The 17,037-nt window shown below is 39.5% G+C and carries 16 protein-coding genes and 2 pseudogenes; 7 read left to right on the top strand and 11 right to left on the bottom strand.

Features of this window, described 5'->3' with window-relative positions; all coding sequences use genetic code 11:
• Positions 1-2 precede the first annotated feature (2 nt).
• From cysN to CXF95_RS02350, 3 genes are all read left to right on the top strand, one after another.
• A complete protein-coding gene (cysN, locus tag CXF95_RS02335) occupies positions 3-1,409 on the top strand; it encodes a sulfate adenylyltransferase subunit CysN (protein ID WP_101197216.1) in 1,407 nt (468 codons plus the stop codon).
• Positions 1,410-1,471: 62 nt separating this feature from the next.
• Positions 1,472-3,199: an SLC13 family permease gene (locus tag CXF95_RS02340; RefSeq protein WP_101197217.1), complete on the top strand. Its 1,728-nt coding sequence runs from the start codon at positions 1,472-1,474 to the stop codon at positions 3,197-3,199.
• Positions 3,200-3,682: 483 nt separating this feature from the next.
• Positions 3,683-4,426, top strand: a complete 744-nt coding sequence (locus tag CXF95_RS02350) for a class I SAM-dependent methyltransferase (protein ID WP_101197218.1) — start codon at positions 3,683-3,685, stop codon at positions 4,424-4,426.
• 70 nt (positions 4,427-4,496) lie between these two features.
• Here the strand turns inward: CXF95_RS02350 and CXF95_RS02355 are convergent, their stop codons facing one another.
• Together CXF95_RS02355 and CXF95_RS02360 are read right to left on the bottom strand one after the other, a co-directional pair.
• Positions 4,497-4,688, bottom strand: a complete 192-nt coding sequence (locus tag CXF95_RS02355; protein WP_101197219.1) for a PLDc N-terminal domain-containing protein — start codon at positions 4,686-4,688, stop codon at positions 4,497-4,499.
• Between the two features lie 365 nt (positions 4,689-5,053).
• Positions 5,054-5,383 carry a hypothetical protein gene (locus CXF95_RS02360; RefSeq protein ID WP_101197220.1) on the bottom strand — a complete coding sequence of 110 codons (330 nt, stop codon included), beginning with the start codon at positions 5,381-5,383 and terminating at the stop codon, positions 5,054-5,056.
• Positions 5,384-5,869: 486 nt separating this feature from the next.
• Between CXF95_RS02360 and CXF95_RS02365 the strand changes: the two genes are divergently transcribed.
• Positions 5,870-6,580, top strand: a complete 711-nt coding sequence (locus CXF95_RS02365) for a 2OG-Fe(II) oxygenase (protein WP_101197221.1) — start codon at positions 5,870-5,872, stop codon at positions 6,578-6,580.
• Between the two features lie 308 nt (positions 6,581-6,888).
• Here the strand turns inward: CXF95_RS02365 and CXF95_RS02370 are convergent, their stop codons facing one another.
• The 5 genes from CXF95_RS02370 to CXF95_RS02395 form a co-directional block, all read right to left on the bottom strand.
• Positions 6,889-9,591: an amino acid adenylation domain-containing protein gene (locus CXF95_RS02370; protein ID WP_101197222.1), complete on the bottom strand. Its 2,703-nt coding sequence runs from the start codon at positions 9,589-9,591 to the stop codon at positions 6,889-6,891.
• Positions 9,592-10,920 (bottom strand): cytochrome P450, encoded by a 1,329-nt coding sequence (locus tag CXF95_RS02375; RefSeq protein WP_101197223.1) that lies wholly within the window; start codon positions 10,918-10,920, stop codon positions 9,592-9,594.
• Positions 10,921-11,569: 649 nt separating this feature from the next.
• Entirely contained in the window at positions 11,570-11,848 is a 279-nt protein-coding gene (locus CXF95_RS02385; protein ID WP_101197224.1) for a peptidylprolyl isomerase, read from the bottom strand.
• 194 nt (positions 11,849-12,042) lie between these two features.
• Positions 12,043-12,381 carry a type II toxin-antitoxin system PemK/MazF family toxin gene (locus CXF95_RS02390; RefSeq protein WP_101197225.1) on the bottom strand — a complete coding sequence of 113 codons (339 nt, stop codon included), beginning with the start codon at positions 12,379-12,381 and terminating at the stop codon, positions 12,043-12,045.
• Positions 12,381-12,638 carry an AbrB family transcriptional regulator gene (locus CXF95_RS02395; RefSeq protein ID WP_101197226.1) on the bottom strand — a complete coding sequence of 86 codons (258 nt, stop codon included), beginning with the start codon at positions 12,636-12,638 and terminating at the stop codon, positions 12,381-12,383. The genes CXF95_RS02390 and CXF95_RS02395 overlap by 1 nt, the downstream gene beginning before the upstream one ends.
• Positions 12,639-12,722: 84 nt before the next feature.
• Here CXF95_RS02395 and CXF95_RS02400 point away from each other — a divergent pair.
• Together CXF95_RS02400 and CXF95_RS02405 are read left to right on the top strand one after the other, a co-directional pair.
• Positions 12,723-12,943: pseudogene (locus CXF95_RS02400) on the top strand (hypothetical protein).
• Positions 12,944-12,994: 51 nt separating this feature from the next.
• Positions 12,995-13,192, top strand: coding sequence for a type II toxin-antitoxin system RelE/ParE family toxin (locus tag CXF95_RS02405; protein WP_255418882.1), 198 nt, complete (start codon positions 12,995-12,997; stop codon positions 13,190-13,192).
• 415 nt (positions 13,193-13,607) lie between these two features.
• Here CXF95_RS02405 and CXF95_RS31315 read toward each other — a convergent pair whose 3' ends face one another.
• From CXF95_RS31315 to CXF95_RS02415, 3 genes are all read right to left on the bottom strand, one after another.
• On the bottom strand, positions 13,608-14,045 hold the full coding sequence (locus tag CXF95_RS31315) for a class III extradiol ring-cleavage dioxygenase (protein WP_369809269.1): 438 nt from the start codon (positions 14,043-14,045) through the stop codon (positions 13,608-13,610).
• Between the two features lie 130 nt (positions 14,046-14,175).
• Positions 14,176-14,367, bottom strand: coding sequence for an autotransporter outer membrane beta-barrel domain-containing protein (locus CXF95_RS29450; RefSeq protein ID WP_157828047.1), 192 nt, complete (start codon positions 14,365-14,367; stop codon positions 14,176-14,178).
• A 316-nt stretch (positions 14,368-14,683) separates the two neighbouring features.
• Positions 14,684-14,923, bottom strand: a complete 240-nt coding sequence (locus CXF95_RS02415; RefSeq protein WP_101197228.1) for a hypothetical protein — start codon at positions 14,921-14,923, stop codon at positions 14,684-14,686.
• Positions 14,924-15,312: 389 nt separating this feature from the next.
• Between CXF95_RS02415 and CXF95_RS02420 the strand changes: the two genes are divergently transcribed.
• Positions 15,313-16,074, top strand: coding sequence for a spermidine synthase (locus CXF95_RS02420; RefSeq protein WP_101197229.1), 762 nt, complete (start codon positions 15,313-15,315; stop codon positions 16,072-16,074).
• 221 nt (positions 16,075-16,295) lie between these two features.
• Here CXF95_RS02420 and rluF read toward each other — a convergent pair.
• Positions 16,296-17,036 (bottom strand): annotated as a pseudogene (rluF, locus tag CXF95_RS02425) (23S rRNA pseudouridine(2604) synthase RluF); the annotation flags it as partial.
• Position 17,037 lies beyond the last annotated feature (1 nt).

The raw sequence follows: 17,037 nt of genomic DNA on the forward strand, positions 1-17,037 counted from the left end.
TTATGAATAGTGAAAATACATTATTACAGTCCGATATCTTGGGCTATCTAGATCAACATGAAAAGAAAGACATGCTACGTTTTTTAACTTGCGGCAGTGTGGATGATGGTAAAAGTACCTTAATAGGTCGTTTGTTACACGACTCAAAAATGATTTTTGAAGATCAACTTGCCGCTATCACCAAAGACAGTAAAAAAATGGGTACCACTGGTGATAAAGTTGATTTAGCGCTACTAGTTGATGGTTTACAATCTGAACGAGAGCAAGGCATTACCATAGATGTGGCTTACCGCTATTACTCCACCGATAAACGTAAATTTATCATTGCTGATACCCCAGGGCATGAGCAGTATACCCGCAACATGGTGACAGGTGCATCTAATTGCGATGTGGCGATTATCCTAATTGATGCTCGCTCAGGGGTGAAAACTCAAACCCGTCGTCATTCTTTCTTAGTGTCTTTGTTAGGCCTCAAACACGTTATCGTGGCTGTCAACAAAATGGATTTGAAAGACTACAGCGAAACTGTTTATGAAGAAATCAAAGCAGACTATCTAGAGTTTTCTAAACGGTTAGAAATACCAGATATCCAGTTTATTCCACTGTCAGCTTTAGATGGTGATAATGTGGTTAACGCTAGCGAAAACACACCATGGTACCAGGGTGATACTTTGATGACCATGTTGGAAAAAGTCGAAATTAATGACGATATCAATGCTGACGATTTTCGCTTTCCGGTGCAATACGTCAACCGCCCGAATCTAAATTTCCGTGGTTTTGCAGGCACAGTGGTGTCTGGTCAGATAAAGCCCGGCGATAGTATTACTGCCCTGCCTTCAGGTAAGCAGTCTAAAGTTAAGGCTCTGGTTAATTTTGAAGGTGAACAAGATAGGGTCTATGCACCTCTTACCACGACTATCACATTAGAAGATGAAATTGATATTTCTCGTGGCGACATGATAGTCAAAAGCGATAATTTACCGCTGCACAGCAACACTTATAGAACAAATTTAGTGTGGATGGATGAAGAGCCTATGATGCCTAATAAGCAATATGGTTTTAAGTTTGCGACAAAATTTGTACCCGGCAGTGTCACCGAAGTGGAATATCAAATTGATGTAAACTCTATGGAACACAAGAATACAGTGCGTCTAGGGTTAAATGAAATTGCCGTAGGTAAAATCAAACTCACTCAGCCTGTTGCATGTGACCCTTACACCAAAAATCGCTCTACAGGTGCTTTTATCATTATTGATAGAGTCACCAATGGCACAGTGGGTGCAGGTATGATCATCGAAGTAGCTGAAGACACTAGTGCAGGCCATTTTTCTGAATTTGAATTAGAATTTAATGACTTGGTCAGGAAACATTTTCCACATTGGAATGCGACTGATATCAGTAAACTATAGTCCTAGGGCCTGTTGACATATGAAATGACAACAGGCCCTTAACCTAATAAGAATAAGACAATATGGATATTAATCAGTATCTGGTATTAGCCATTTTTGCCGGTACTATATTGGCGCTTGTTACCACTAACGAGCGCCCATCTTTAATCTTTGCAGCTTCACTTTTAGCCTTGATTGCTAGCCAACAGCTGGTGATAGGTGATGTGATTAACAACTTCACCAATCAAGGCTTAGTGACTCTCGTTTTACTGCTATTAGTTAGTTCAGCAGTAGATAAAACATCCTTAATCAAACGTTTAGCTAGAACCTTAGTCACAGCAAGTTTTAACGCCAGTTACTGGCGGCTATTTGGTTTAACGTTTTTTTCCTCTGCACTTCTAAATAACACTGCCGTAGTGGCAAGTTTGATTGGTCCGGTGAAACAAAACCAATATCACCATGCCTCTCAACTACTGATCCCCTTGTCGTATTCAGCAATTTTAGGTGGCACCGTCACCCTAATTGGCACGTCCACTAACTTAATTGTGGATAGTTTTTTAATTGAACATGGTCACCCAGGTTTCAATTTTTGGGATTTCACACTTTACGGTTTAGTAGCAGGGTTGAGTTGCGGTTTATTGATGTTTTTGATGACCCCATTACTGCCAGAAATCGCCAATAAAAGCTCCCAATATAATAGTTATTTTATGGAAGCAGACGTAGAACAAGACTGTGAGTTAATTGGCAAAAGTGTTGAGGAAAATCATCTACGAAATTTGCCTGAATTATTTTTGATTGAAATAGCAAGAGACGGAAAACTGATCACCCCAGTTACGCCTGATGTGGTTATTCAGTCTGGCGACAAATTAATATTTTCCGGTAATATTCAACATGTTGGTAACTTAGACCATATCAAAGGCTTAAAGCTCTTTGCGGAGTCCAATGGTCTAGAGCGTAAAAACCTCACAGAAGTGATCATTTCCAATCGGGCACAAATTATCGGTCAAACCTTAAAAGCGCTAGGCTTTAGAGCACTGTTTGATGCTGCAGTAGTAGCCATAAGACGAGACGGAGAAACCTTGTCTGGCAAGCTGGGTGAAATAAAGCTTCAATCGGGTGATTTTTTATTACTGGCTACTGGCCCAGACTTTATGCAAAGGCATAACCTCACCAAAAACTTTTTTATTCTGTCTGAAAAAAAGATGGAAACAAAGTTAAGTCCCATTCAGGATTGGATTACACTTGGTGGCTTTTTATTCACCGTAGCCTTGGCAGCGACGTCAGTATTAAATTTGGCCACAGGTTTACTGTTCTTTATCGCCATACTGGTCATCGGTGGTGTAACCACCAACAACGAAATCAAGCGCAATATCCCACTTAATTTAATAGTCGTCATTGTTGGCGCACTGAGTCTTGCCACCGCCCTTGAAAAATCAGGTGTGATACAACAGATTATGCAGTTAATTGGCCCATGGGCCAGCAGCGTCAGCCCTATATGGGCGCTAGTAATGGTATATGTATTAACCCTAATACTCACCGAACTTGTTACCAACAACGCAGCCGCCGCACTGATGTTTCCCTTAGCCTATGGACTGGTTCAAACCCTAGAGGTGCCAATTATGCCTTTTGCACTGGCAGTCGCTTTTGCTGCCAGCGCTAGCTTTATATCACCCTATGGCTACCAAACCAATCTATTGGTATTTAGCGCCAGTAACTATAAATTTAAACACTTTATTAAATTTGGATTGCCAATATCCATTTGTTATTCAAGCATAGTGTTAACCTTACTCAGTTATACATATGCTCTTTAACTAGTTTTTTCCCAAGGAGCAGTAGCTAAAAACGTCCACCCCAGCAAAATATATATTAGCCTATTCGGCAATTTAAATATAAAACTCTGGGATGGCTTGGATCACTTTTTTGACGGTGCAAGTATTGGCGGCAGCAAGTAATCAAATGGTTCTGGATATGACTCATCTCCACCTGTCGATACACTCTGATCACTTATGAGCTGATGATTGCCAAAATTTGCTTGAAATTTCTGCCCTTCAAGCAGAGTGATCTCTACATTCATATCAAAAACCTTTGTTGTTAATCGAATCAAAGAGTGTATTGCAGATAATGCTGAAACCGCAAGAGTCATTCGTCATGGATTATGCGCAGATCAAGTTAAGGTGGGATAACGTAAATAATGATGGCGACTGTGTATCTAGATTCTTATTTGTGCTTCGCAAGGTTTACTACTTAGTTTACTATGCGCCCCAAGAAATTTTAGCTAACAATACTAGGCAGATATGACCGCCAACGCACTCTATACAGACCTTTCAGGCTTTTATGATTTAATGTGTGTCGATATCGACTACCAAACACAAAGCAATTGCATTCGCAGACTACATCAGCTTTTTGGTAACGACGGTAATACCCATCTTGATTTAGCCTGTGGAACGGGCCCACATGTCCGTCATTTCATAGATTATGGCTATCACGGTAATGGTCTTGATATAAATCAACCTATGTTAGATTTAGCTAAAAAGCGATGTCCCGAAGCCTCTTTTTTTATGCAAAGCATGAGTGAATTCTGTGTGGATGAACCATTAGATTTAATCACTTGTTTCTTGTATTCCATACATTACAACGATGGTATTGAAAGACTAAAAAGTTGCATCGCAAGTGTACATCGAGCATTAAAAGCGGATGGTATTTTTTGTTTTAACGTAGTCGACAAACAAAAAATCAACAATAAACTATTTGTCAAACATACCGCTAAACAAGCAGACGATTTGTTCACCTTCAGCTCTGGCTGGTATTACTCAGGTCATGGCGAAAAGCAGTCTTTGAAACTCAGTATTGAAAAAACAAATACTCAAAAAACCCAGCTATGGAATGACGAACATGGGATGGTTGCTTTTAGTTTTGATGAGTTGATAGACATATTGAAACCTTACTTCGAAGTCCATATTTTCGAACATGACTATGAAAAGCTGCTCCCCTATGACAAGCGCTCAGGGAACGCCATTTTCACCTGTTTAAAAATTTGAAGTAACCAAGCACATACTCACACTGTCCACTAGTCAGCTAATGTGCTGAATACATAAAGATTTCAAGCCACTACGCACTGTAACGGCGTGATTTCAAAGGCGCTAATAACAAGTAGAAAACCCATGCGAACCAAGATACAAAAATTACCGCTAGGATCCATGCAATTTTTTCACCGCCACTAGTGCGATCAGAAACGCCAATAGAGATAATGGGAATTATCCAAAAGAAAAAAAACACTAAACCACATAAAAAACTAAACATTTTTAATACTCCATTTATACCAACGTTGGTTAATCTAGTTGGAATAACTAGTTTGAATAATTATACAGAGCAAAGACTGTTCCAGAATTAAAGAGTAATAATTTCAATAGGATAGTGTTTATAGCTTAGTTTGATGTCAGGGCTTTTCGCCAAATAATCACAGTTTTCACCACACTATCACTAGTGTGCCACGTAATCCTACTAGTACACCAATGATGCTACCCGACGCAAGGTTTACTGCCATGACCATAGTATTGCTGTTCATCTATAAACCTCACCGGGTATTTACCCAAGTAATGATTTTACAGCCATGTTTAACAACCGTGTTTTACAACCGTGCCTATAACATCGCTATACCGGTTGATTTAGCCAGGAAACAATTGGTGTTTGCAATTAGAGCATTCATGTTTTTTACCTGCTGAATCAACTATTACTTCACCTTCTAACGCAACTAACCTAGCAATATCAGGCTTCATATCTTGCCATTCTTGTAGGTGTTTATCCATTTTGTCATTAGACTCAGATTTTTGTAAAGCGAGAATATTCGGTAACAGATCGTTCTGTGTTTCTTCTGGTAGTTTGCTCGTTGATCTTTGTTGAGAAGCCAGCATGTCAGTTTTATTGGTCTTTGGAAGTTCATCATTCTGCAATCCAAGCCAGCTTAAATCGGGCATCATGTTTGCATCATACTGCATGCATTTAAGCCAAATATAAGAGTCGATAAAGTGACTGTTTTTAATATGAAGTGACGGGTCATAATCATTACACCTTTGTCTAAAGACGTTTTCTAACCTTTGGTTAGTCTGTAAAATTTAGCGACCTAAGCATAGATAACTTTAATCATAGGGATTTTCTTAGTGTTTGCGGCTATAGGTAAAAGTAGATCATAGGAAAGAGATTTCGTTTGAAAAAACCCATATAGCTGCCACCCAGGATGGCGCAAATCGCAGCCCATACCTGTAAATTTAAAAAGCACTTAAACCGCCGTTTAAAAGCCTCCTCCACACAACGAAGTATGTAGAATCTTATTCGAATTCAATTGTGAACTTGTAGTGTGTTGCAACTAGCTAACAACGAACAGGGCTATGCTTTTAACCAGCAAAAGATGGGAATTATGACGTAAGCCTGTATTATCCAGTTTTTCAGTCATAAACTTAAAATAACAATGAGTAGTGTGAATAATGTGGTTGAATGAAAAAAATGTAATCGAATCTGCGATATACGTATATCGAAATTCATTAAAACGCGCTTGCCCCAAGCATATTGTGATTGACGGCCTATTCAACCAAACCAATCTCGATGAGGTAATCAAGGTTTTGCAACAACCCTGTGCTTGGCAAACTCAAAAACATACCTATAATGCATTATATGTCGATAACGCCCAGTGGCAAAAAGCCAACCACGAACAACGCTTTGTAAAGCGAGATGTGTGGCAACGTGATGCCATAAGCGCAAAGACCACAGTAACCAATAACCTCCATTCAAACATAGCCCATGAATTTTTATCCTATTTGCGTGGGAACGAATTTATGTCTTTATTATCACGCATTTTTAAAGTGTCACTCACCGATATGAATGTGGCTGAGCCTGAAATAAATACTAACTTTTTTCGCTTAGGCCCTAACGACTTCGTTGCCGAGCATGCTGATGATTCCCCCGGAAGAGAAGTCTGTATGTTGTTGTATTTAAACAAAGACTGGAACCCAAACGATGGTGGAGAGCTGGTATTTATAGGTAAAAATGATGGGCCTATTCATATCTCGCCGCTACACAACCGCTGTGTACTATTTGATCCCTCCTCAACAGGCTCAGAACACTGGGTGAAACCATTAATCTCTGAATATGCTGATAAGTATCGCTATAACGTGACGAGTTGGTATTGGTCTGAATAGTACTCTTTTATATTTAGTAAGTTAGATAACCATTTTAATTTCAAAACTTAGCTATCCCTCTGTTTAACTACTTTTAGAAGCAGCTAGCACTTATAGATGCCCAAAGCCCAATTAACTTCCTTTAGCAAAGTGGCAAGCTCACCTATAAAAGGTTAATTTTATAACTTACAAGAGAAAGCTTAGGTGCATAATTAGTCAGCTTAACCTTTAAAATAGTTTGTTCAGATAGTTGTTTCAATCAGTCAACACATCAAATAAGTTCGAACTTTATATAATTCAACGCTCCATTTTCACTGCTCATTTATCCGCTAACTTGTCGTATCCGAATCAAGCAACATATTAACGGACAACTCATCAGACAACCATTGCATCCAATCATCTACAAAAGGGGAGTCGAATAACAATAAATGTTTCGATTCCACATAGCGAATTTCGGCATCATCATTCAAGATAGCAGACCAGACCTGATGACCGCCCTGACCTTTGGTAAACAGTAAACCAGCGCGTCCCTGATAAGGTTTTGGTGTATAACGTTGCAATTTCATGCGAGCAGCAAACCAGAATGCAGGCCAACGCTTTCTAGCCAAAAAAGCCTCAGAAATAGGATTATGCTTTCTAGGTAACAAATGGAATAAAGTGTATATAAACCATTGCACTATTCCTTTTTTGTTTAAAGGCTTGAGTATTAACTCAATCCAACCTCTAAAGCCATGTTCCTGCCGCAGTGGATTAATTGCATTAAGATAATGTAGGAGCTCCCAGTAAAATTCTCGCCATCGCTTCTGACTGGAGGCTGGTAAGTCTTTATCTAGTCTGGTGGCCGTGCCTACGACATTATTCGGCTTATAAGGATCGAGTAGAAATAGATACTCAATCTGATCTCCTTGCGCCGTCAACTGCTGTGAAATTTCTAGCGCTATAATTGCACCGAATGAAAAACCGGCGATTCTATAAGGTCCTTGAGACTGTTTCTCTTTAATGCCTTCAATAAAATAGCGGGCCATTGCTTCTATCGAATTTTTACGAATTAAAGCTCCATCTTCTGTCCAATAAGTAATCATATAGAGAGAGCATGGCAAGCGCCACTTTCCTGCAAGTGATAAGTCCCCTCCACAAAAAAATAAAGGAGTTGAACCTGGTCTTTCCACCAAAGGAAATATGAAGTTCTTCTTGCCTTGAACTTGTTTATTCTTAAGGATGTCATCTATTCTCTTAGAGAAATCTCTAAGCAAAGGCACCTCAAGAACCAGTTGCATCGGCAGACGACAACCTACCTCAGCCTCAACTTCAAGTGTCATAGTAACCGCAGCTAATGAATCCCCCCCCATAGCAAAAAAATGAGCATCGCCAGAAATGTACTCTACCCCCAACATACGTTGCCATATTCCAGCAACTATAGATTCTGTTGAGCAATTGAGTGCAACTTGTTTCGCTGGAACTTTTGCTGTTTGACTATCTGTCTGAGCCACTTCAGTCACTTCAGACATACGGATAGCGGTACGGTCAATTTTTCCGTTTCTGTCAATTGGCAATGATGATACAAATATAAATTTCGATGGGATTATTGACTGCCGTAGTTTTCCTTCCAAATCTTGGTACAAATCTGTTGACTGGCAGGTTATATTAGGTTGTAACACTATTGCAGCCATTATTGCTTTTGTGCCTGATGGCGTTTCATACCAAGTAGCTGCTACGTCTTTTACTCTATTATCTAGATGAATAGCTTCTTCGACTTCTCGGGGCTCTACTCGCATACCGCGAATTTTCATCTGGTCGTCCAGCCGACCATAATAATGCAAAACTCCAGCGTTATCTTTTGATACCAGGTCACCGGTACGATAAAAACGCTGGCCTTGTATATGAATAAAACGCTCATGAGTTAACTTGGGTTGATTATGATAACCTCGAGCAAGGCCAATACCGCTAATCAGTAACTCACCTTTTTCATTGTTTTCTACACTCTGATTATCAGAGTCAATTATCAAGGTGCCATATCCTCGGATAGCACTACCTATGGGAACTGAAATGCCAGACCAACTAGTAGTCCGCAGCTCTCCTGTCAATAGGTATGCTGTCGCCCAGACTGTAGCTTCGGTCGGTCCATATAAATTCCACGCTTGTTCAGCATATCTAATAAGCTTTTGAGCAATATGAGGATTGAGAGCTTCACCGGTACTAATAGCGACTCTTAGACGAGGGAAATTTGGTACTTCATTCAGTAGCATAGACCAAACAGAAGGACCTGTTTGTACAATCGTCACCTCTTTGTCATGCACTAAATCAGCCATGCCTTGAGGATCCAAAAGTATACTTTTATCAGATAAAACAAGACTGCCGCCAATGATTAAAGGTAAAAATATTTCGACCACTGAAATATCAAAACAGATAGTTGTGCTGGCTAAGTAACGGTCTTGTGATGTTACAGATAATAAATCTTGAGCTTGGAGTAACAAATTAGTGACAGAACAATGCTCTATTTGAACAGCCTTTGGCTCCCCACTACTACCTGATGTAAACAAAAAATAAGCAAGATTTGATACTCTAGAAGAGGTTGGTATTTGTGTCGATGTATTTGTCAACGTTGCATCTGATAGTGGCAAAATATCCCGCACATCCTCGAATGTGTAATGACTTACATCGAACTCGCTTTCTGTCGCATAGGCTAAAACCGTAGACCACAGAGTAGTGTCGCCAACAATTCTAGTGCAGGCTACTTGTTCCAGAATGCGTAACACTCGTTTGGCTGGTTCTAAAGGATCTAGGGGCACATAAGCCGCCCCCACATTCCAAATACCTAATAGAGTACCAATAAGGTTGGAATTTCTGTGCATTAACACTGCAACAGGTGCTTCTGGCGCAATTTTTGTTTCAATCAAAAATTGACTGATGCCACATGCAAAGTCGACCAACTGCTGATAAGTGGCATCACCATCCTCGGCAATTATGGCAACTTTATTTGGATGTAAAACACTTTGGCGAACAATTAATTCACTCGTAGTAACATCAGACATTTAATTTACAACTTCAGATTTAGAACAATGACGAGAGGCCAATACAACCGAAAAATTCGGTGCTGGCTCCCAGTGGTAACCTCCTCGCACACTAGTACCTTGATTAACAGGTGTAACTCGATAACCACTAGCCAATGCTTGTAAAAAATAACCACCAAGAGACATAGCAATTCCGGCAAATGGACATTGATGGTTATCAAGCCCAAAAGGCGAATATTCGTCTGATGTAGGCCGAGAAGAAAGAAACCTCAATGGATCAAATTTAAATGGTTGCGAGAACACACTACTATTTTTGTGGATTTCCCAAAGACAAATCCGTGCACGCCAACCTTTAGGTATTAAAAACCCCTCAAATTCGATATCGTCTTTCACTTCACGCATCAATCGTTCACTTTGATCCATACGTAATGTCTCTTGAACAAACGCCTGTGTTAGCGCCCCAGACTCATCTACATCATTCGACTCTACTGATTTTGCAATACGACTCAAGTAACTTGGGGTATCAGCCGCGAATTTTGATATCCACCTGAATAGACCTTTCATATCGTAGCGGCCCATCTCTACCATATAGATAATATTACCCAAACTGGTATCGTCTAAAGTATCTTGCTTAACCATGTTATAGAAAATGCAATTAGGAACAGTCGCCTCACTATTAATAGTAACAGCTTGTGCCATCTTCAGAAGTTCATCTCGTAACGCATTGAAAGCACTAACCTGAGGTTCACCAATATTCCACACTAATCCGTGAGGTCCCAGCTGTTTAAACAAGCACATTAACCTACCATAATGCTCAATATCAGGTTTCACTCCGAAAAACACCCGCAATAACAACCCAGTAGCTATATCACTAAGTGCAGACATATAGGCGTGAGAGGTGTGACTTTCTTCCCTATTCTCTTCTGCAAAAGATTGTAAGCGTACAGCAGAAATAGCCACTAGAACGTCAGTCATATCACCGATAACCAGCGTGCTTACAGCTTCTTTTAACGCTTTGCGATACGCTTTATGTGTATTGCCTTCCATTTGACGCATGAACCCTTTAGGGAACAACGCAGAGACATCAAGGGTTACAGGACGCAGGTTGGCCGCATTTTCCTTCAGAAACCGACGGCCTAATGGTAAACCCACTATACATACCATTGGCCCTTCAACATCTGAGGCACTAAAAATGGAACCATGAATATGGGCAAGTTTTAATAGAGCATTGCGGTCATAACGTTCTGTTTCAGTTAATAAAACAGGTTTCCCAGGAGGTGGGAGGTTTGTGTTATCTTTGCTTAACCACAAGGTCAACACTTTAACTGCTTTGTTTATCAACCCCAGCATGTAGTCAACCTTCGTTCAAATTTACTGCTTTCGAAATGCAACGAAAGCTTAGACGATTTATCAAATTTTTATAAAAGTAAATCAATGGTCATTCCGTACTTCTTTCCATTTGTGTAGTTCTTCTTATACTCACTTCTCACATTCAATATCTTATTGCACAATAACTGGATTGAAGTAAAACTACACTTAGCTTAATTATGTGATCCATCACTCCTTAAAAAAACATGTCTCTGTAAATAGCCTGCTACAACTTAATCTAGACACACAAAGTATCCAATCGAAGCCTAATAAACAAGCTTAAAGTGATTGGGTATATTCTGCTCAATTGGTTTTTAAGTGAGGAATTCGTTACGTTAGGGGATTGAAGTGAGGCTTTTATCCGCAGATTTATGATGTGTGTCCATTTAGATAGCTGTATGTAAGACTAGCGTGGATTTATAATCTCAGCGACTCTCTCTTTAAAGCTTAGATCTGAATAAAACTGAGTCACCAAGTTTGAAGTATCGATCCCAGTGCGTTGCATTAACGGCCTTGTTGTAAATTGAGAAGGTTATTGTAAAAAGAATGTGAGTGAAAAAGAGTGATAAAGGATGGATAAAATCAGAGTTAACTTTAACTCTGATTCTTAAGTGTTAAGGCTCTAGTGACCTTACTCTGAGCGTTCGGTGATTTCTAATAAGTGATAACCAAATTGCGTTTTTATCGGGCCATGAACGACATTTAAAGCTTCATTAAAAACAACTTGATCAAATTCAGGCACCATCTGTCCTTGACCAAAATTGCCTAAATCTCCGCCCTGAGCACCAGAAGGGCATTGAGATTGTTTGGCAACATCCTCGAAACTCGCACCATTTATAATGTCTTGCTTCAACTCTGAACATTTCTCTTCAGTCTCGACCAAAATATGACGTGCACTCGCTTTAGGCATAGGGTGTTTTTCCTGTTAATAAGATATAAAAATATAAATCGCTGAATATAATCGGTAACCGATATTTTACGTGAATAGAGCAATATTCTCAATAGGGTGAAAGAGCCCTTAAAGTAGCGAGTTTAAAGGTACGTCAGGCAAATTTAGGCCTATAAAGCACTTTGGTAACAGGGCTGAAGTTAGGTTTCTATTTATCAACTAACTAATACGCGAACACGGGCAAGCGCATCATCGATCACTTCTTGTGGAGCTTTTTCAATGAACGTGATCCCACGACTGTCGTAATCAATCGTTTTGACTTGTTGACACAATACAACTCCTTGGGTCTTGGTACTTTTACCCAATGTCACTTCAAAACCATGGCCTCTTATAGCAGATGTGATGGGCGCGACTAGAGCAAGGTGAATTTGCTTATTGAACGGTTCGGGTGATAGCACTAACGCAGGCCGTCTATGTGCTTGTTCATGCCCCGCTGACGGGTCGAAATCAGTGAAAACAATATCGCCTCGTTTTGGAATATAATGTTTAGTCATTATATTAATTCTTTCCCAACAGGCGCAGAGTTCAACCACTGAATAGCATCTTCATCCAAAGCCATAGCGCTAGGCTCACACTTAACTAAAAGCTCATCGAGTGAATATTCAGGTTTATTCATCTTCTCTATGACCAAGCGGCCATCAACAACGTTAGCCTGCAATATCTCACCTGAATCAACCCCCAATTCTTTAATCAAAGGCGCAGGGAATACAGCCCCTTTAGAATTACCAATTTTTCGAATACAAATTTCCATCACAAACCCTTTTGTTCTAACAATGTTTAAACCATATCACAACAACCTTAGGTGTCAACATTGTTGCCACATCTGTAGCAACTTATGACAATAGTAAGCATTAGGTTAGACCAAGACTTAGTTGAAAAAGCTACAATTATGGCCAAAGCCCTTAACCGTAAAACACCAAAACAAATTGAACATTGGCCAAAATTGGTGAAATGATGGAAGATAATCCAGATCTACCATATGAATTTGTAAAACAAGCCATTATTGCAAAAGCAGAAAAAGAAGCGGGTAAATTAGAGGTTTACGAATTTGGCTAATAGCATCCAAGTATTACAGACCTCTATAGATTTAAAAAAGCGACTATTACGATCCGTGAATTAATGGGAAACCCTAAACTAGGAGAGCAAAAGAAAGGTAATCTTTCTTTCATGAGAGTCTACAAATTCAAAATGGCAAAACAACTAACGCTACTAGGCTACAGTTATGAAGATGGAGCATTAGTTCTTGAGTTAATCACTTTTGGCGCTCACGAAAATTTTAACAGAGATGTCAAAACGCTATTTTGAGTTACAACACCACTTTTACCGGTTTGTCAGGTGCAACGCATGGTTAGCATTTGGTTGACCAAAGATACATGCTCGACTTCTTGTTTAGTATCTTCAATTCAAAACACTCAGAACAACTTCGTTGAGCAATTCCATAACAGACGTGAAATGGTAACAAATGCTCTTCTCTGGGATGACAATAACGGGCAGAAGGCGCTTTAGCCGATTGAGAGAACCTCGCCCTCTTTTCCTTTTCACTGAAACCTGAATTAGAACATGTCTCCAAAAGCCAAGCCTCAAACGCTTCATTCTTTACTTTAGACTCGTTGGCATCTGATTCAAAAAAAGCCTTCATGTTATGAAATGAAAATCCCAAACCAATTACAAGTAAATCTTTATAATCCAAATTTTGAAGCACCTGCCCTATACTTAAGTGCTAATCGGGATCAAGACTGTTAACAAGGGACAGCTGAACGCATGGAATATCCGCATTTGGGTACATTATTTTTAATGGCACAAAAAGGCCATGATCGAAACCCCGTTGCTCATTGAGATTAGCGTCAATTCCTGCGCTTTCGAGCAGGTTATAAATCTGCTCCGCTAGCTGAGGATCCCCAACACAAGGGTATTCAATTTCGTACGATTCTTGTGGAAATCCGTAATAATCGTAAATTAAACTTGGCTTATCGCCGGAAGTAATAGTCGGTAAGGTTTCCTCCCAATGTGCACTAACCACAATGATAGCCGATGGCTTAATTATTTTAGTAGCAATGTCTTGTAGACAATTCACCATCTCTTTGTGACCTTCATCGCCAAGCAGTGTCATTGGCCCACCACCATGAGATATGAATAGTATATTTGGACTATGTTTCACTGAGACATACCTTTTGAGTTAATATTAACTCCAAGCTAAGTGGAAAATACAATTTGGTTAAATGTGCGAGACACGAGCGCGAGCCAACTGTAGTTTTTCCGCTTAGGCGCCTTATTATATTTAATGTACGCTAAAAAGTGTAGGTTACGCCTAGATTAGTGCTTTTCCAACTAGACGAATCATCAATGCCAATGCTCAGTTCAGGCAATACCTGATAATCAATAAACAAAGTAAATGCTTCTGTTATTTGATAATTCAAACCAGTACCGTAGGTAAAGCCATTTTCAGAGTGTTTAATAATATGTGGACAACGCCTCGGCACATAATACTAGTTTTGCTTTCTCCGGCAGAGTTAAATTCTCCAACATTTATATTAGAGCCAGCCATATTCTTCAAAGATGAGATGTTATCAACAGATACAGCATAGCGATTAACTGAGTACGTTTATCAACCTGAAACACCTAAAAGAACTAGTGTAACTATGCCTAATTTTTTAACATATTAATATTTCCTTTTTTTGTTTTTAATATCCGACTTACTTCGAATGAGTCATAACGCCCAAAGCGCCGGAAAACACGAATGCTTTAGCGCAGCTAGTGAGTGGTTTTCGGATGATTTGGTTTTTATGTTTTGACAACTTAAATAACATCAATTTTTTTGAAGACTTTATGAACTGAATAACCAATAAGTGTTAAAGGGATTGCCACTATCCAGAGTAATAATGAAGCCAATACGATTGGAGATTGATCACCTGCCGCACCAATAATCAGGCCGAGACCTACACCAAACAAAAGCATTAATATTGGCATCAACACCAAATAGACTTTAATTTCGGCTTTTGACTCGTTGAGATAATATTTTGCAATCATACTCTGCATTTCTTTAACTCCTTTAAAAACATAATAAATATCACTAACACGCAAAAGCCCGTACTTAAACACGAGCTTTTACCGTATATATATTTAACCCTATTTTAGACATAGAGGGGAAGTTATTACAACACATAGGATTTTTCAAAAAATAGAAACTATCCATAGGGGAAATACGTTAATTACCCGTAATTTTGCATCTATACAGGTATGAGCATATTACTGAATATAAATACAAGTGGAATAATAATTAGAATTGAGCCGAGAAAATAACTTGGACACTAATGATAAGCGATGAATTAAACTAAAATTAACCATAATAATCTCCCACCTGGGCATTTTCTACTGTTATGGTGCACTCCCCCTTAGATGTACTTACTTGAAGGAATTAAAATAAAATGGATATCAAGGGAACCTGTATCTCATCAACGATAGATGAACACGGCCCAATATATGTTTACCAAAATAGGACCTGCCGGATCCTTAGCTTTGATGGAAAAATTTATCAAAGTAGCATGAAACTCAATGACATTAATGGATTACATCTCGGTTACACCCAAGCCATGATGGCAGCTTTACTTTTTATCCCACGGGTAAACACAGCAACCATCATGGGACTTGGTGCCGGCTCAATGGTTAAGAAGCTGCTCAGTAGTTTCTCTGAGTTGAATATGCACGCAATTGAATACCGCGAAGCTGTTGCTAAAGTTTCCAAAGAATATTTTTACTTACCCGACACTGAGCGCCTCTTCATTCATATAGACGATGCAGCTAACTATATAAAAAAAACCAAGATAAAAAGCGACATTATCTTTTCAGACCTATACAACTCACAAGGAATGGAGCCCAAACAGGTCGAATCATCCTACTTGCGTGATTGTAAAAATGCACTCAACAAACAGGGTATCCTCGTACTCAATATCTGGAATTCGGTAATGAACTCATCAGCAGAGCTAAATGAATTACTCCAACTCGAATTTGAAAACCAAGTACTGAGTTTCAAAGTCGAAAGTGGAAATATCATAATACTCGCATTTAAAGGCGCCATGCCCTTGATAAATAAAGCCGAACTAATGACTAAAAGTGAATGGTTGCAAGATAAAATGAACATTCCAATGAAATGTTATGCCAAATTAATCGAGGAGGCCCAAAATTTATGAGCACTCAACATTCCAGACTCTGAGTTTAATAGCAGTTCGAAATATTTAGGAGAATATGATCGACGTCAAATACGTTAGATTTTACAGAAACTTGTGAGTACGGTTAAAAATATGGCTAAAGAGTGCGGCTAAAAATTAGGGCGCTGCGTCAAAAAAAGCCATGAGGACACCGCGCGGGATGGAAATAAGAGCAGCGCATACTTGTCAAATAAAGAAAACTAAACCGCCGTTTTACTAGACCCCTCCACTGCCCCATTTATCTCAGCCATTTCCTCAACAGTCAAATCCCGCCACTGGCCAACCTTCAACCCCGCCAACCGCACAGACATAATTCGAGTACGTTTAAGCTTCACCACTTCATACCCCAAATATTCACACATCCGGCGAATTTGCCGATTTAACCCTTGAGTCAAAACAATGCGAAACACCATTTTGCTTTGCATGGTCACCTGGCAAGGTTTGGTCACTGTATCTAAGATAGGAATACCGTTGGCCATTTTTTGAATGAAATGCTCTGTTAAAGGCCGGTTAACCGTCACCACATATTCTTTATCATGGGCATTTTCAGCCCGTAGAATTTTGTTGACGATATCGCCGTCACTGGTCAAAAATATCAAACCTTCAGAGGGTTTATCTAAGCGGCCTATAGGGAAAATTCTTTGTTTATGACCGATAGCATCCACAATATTACCTTTGATATGTAACTCAGTGGTACAAGTAATCCCCTCAGGCTTGTGATACGCAATATACACGCGGTCAGCTTTATTGGTGGCACTGGCTTGAATAAGTTGACCATCCACTGTCACCACATCACTTGGCGCCACTTTAGTGCCTAATTCGGGGATACTGTCGTTTATTCTGACTCTTTGTTGTTCAATTAATTTATCAGCTTCACGCCTAGAGCTAAAACCTGAATCGCTGATAAATTTATTCAGTCGTATTAATGTGGGTGTATTTTCCATA

This window comes from Paraglaciecola sp. MB-3u-78, assembly GCF_002835935.1.
GTDB lineage: Bacteria > Pseudomonadota > Gammaproteobacteria > Enterobacterales > Alteromonadaceae > Paraglaciecola.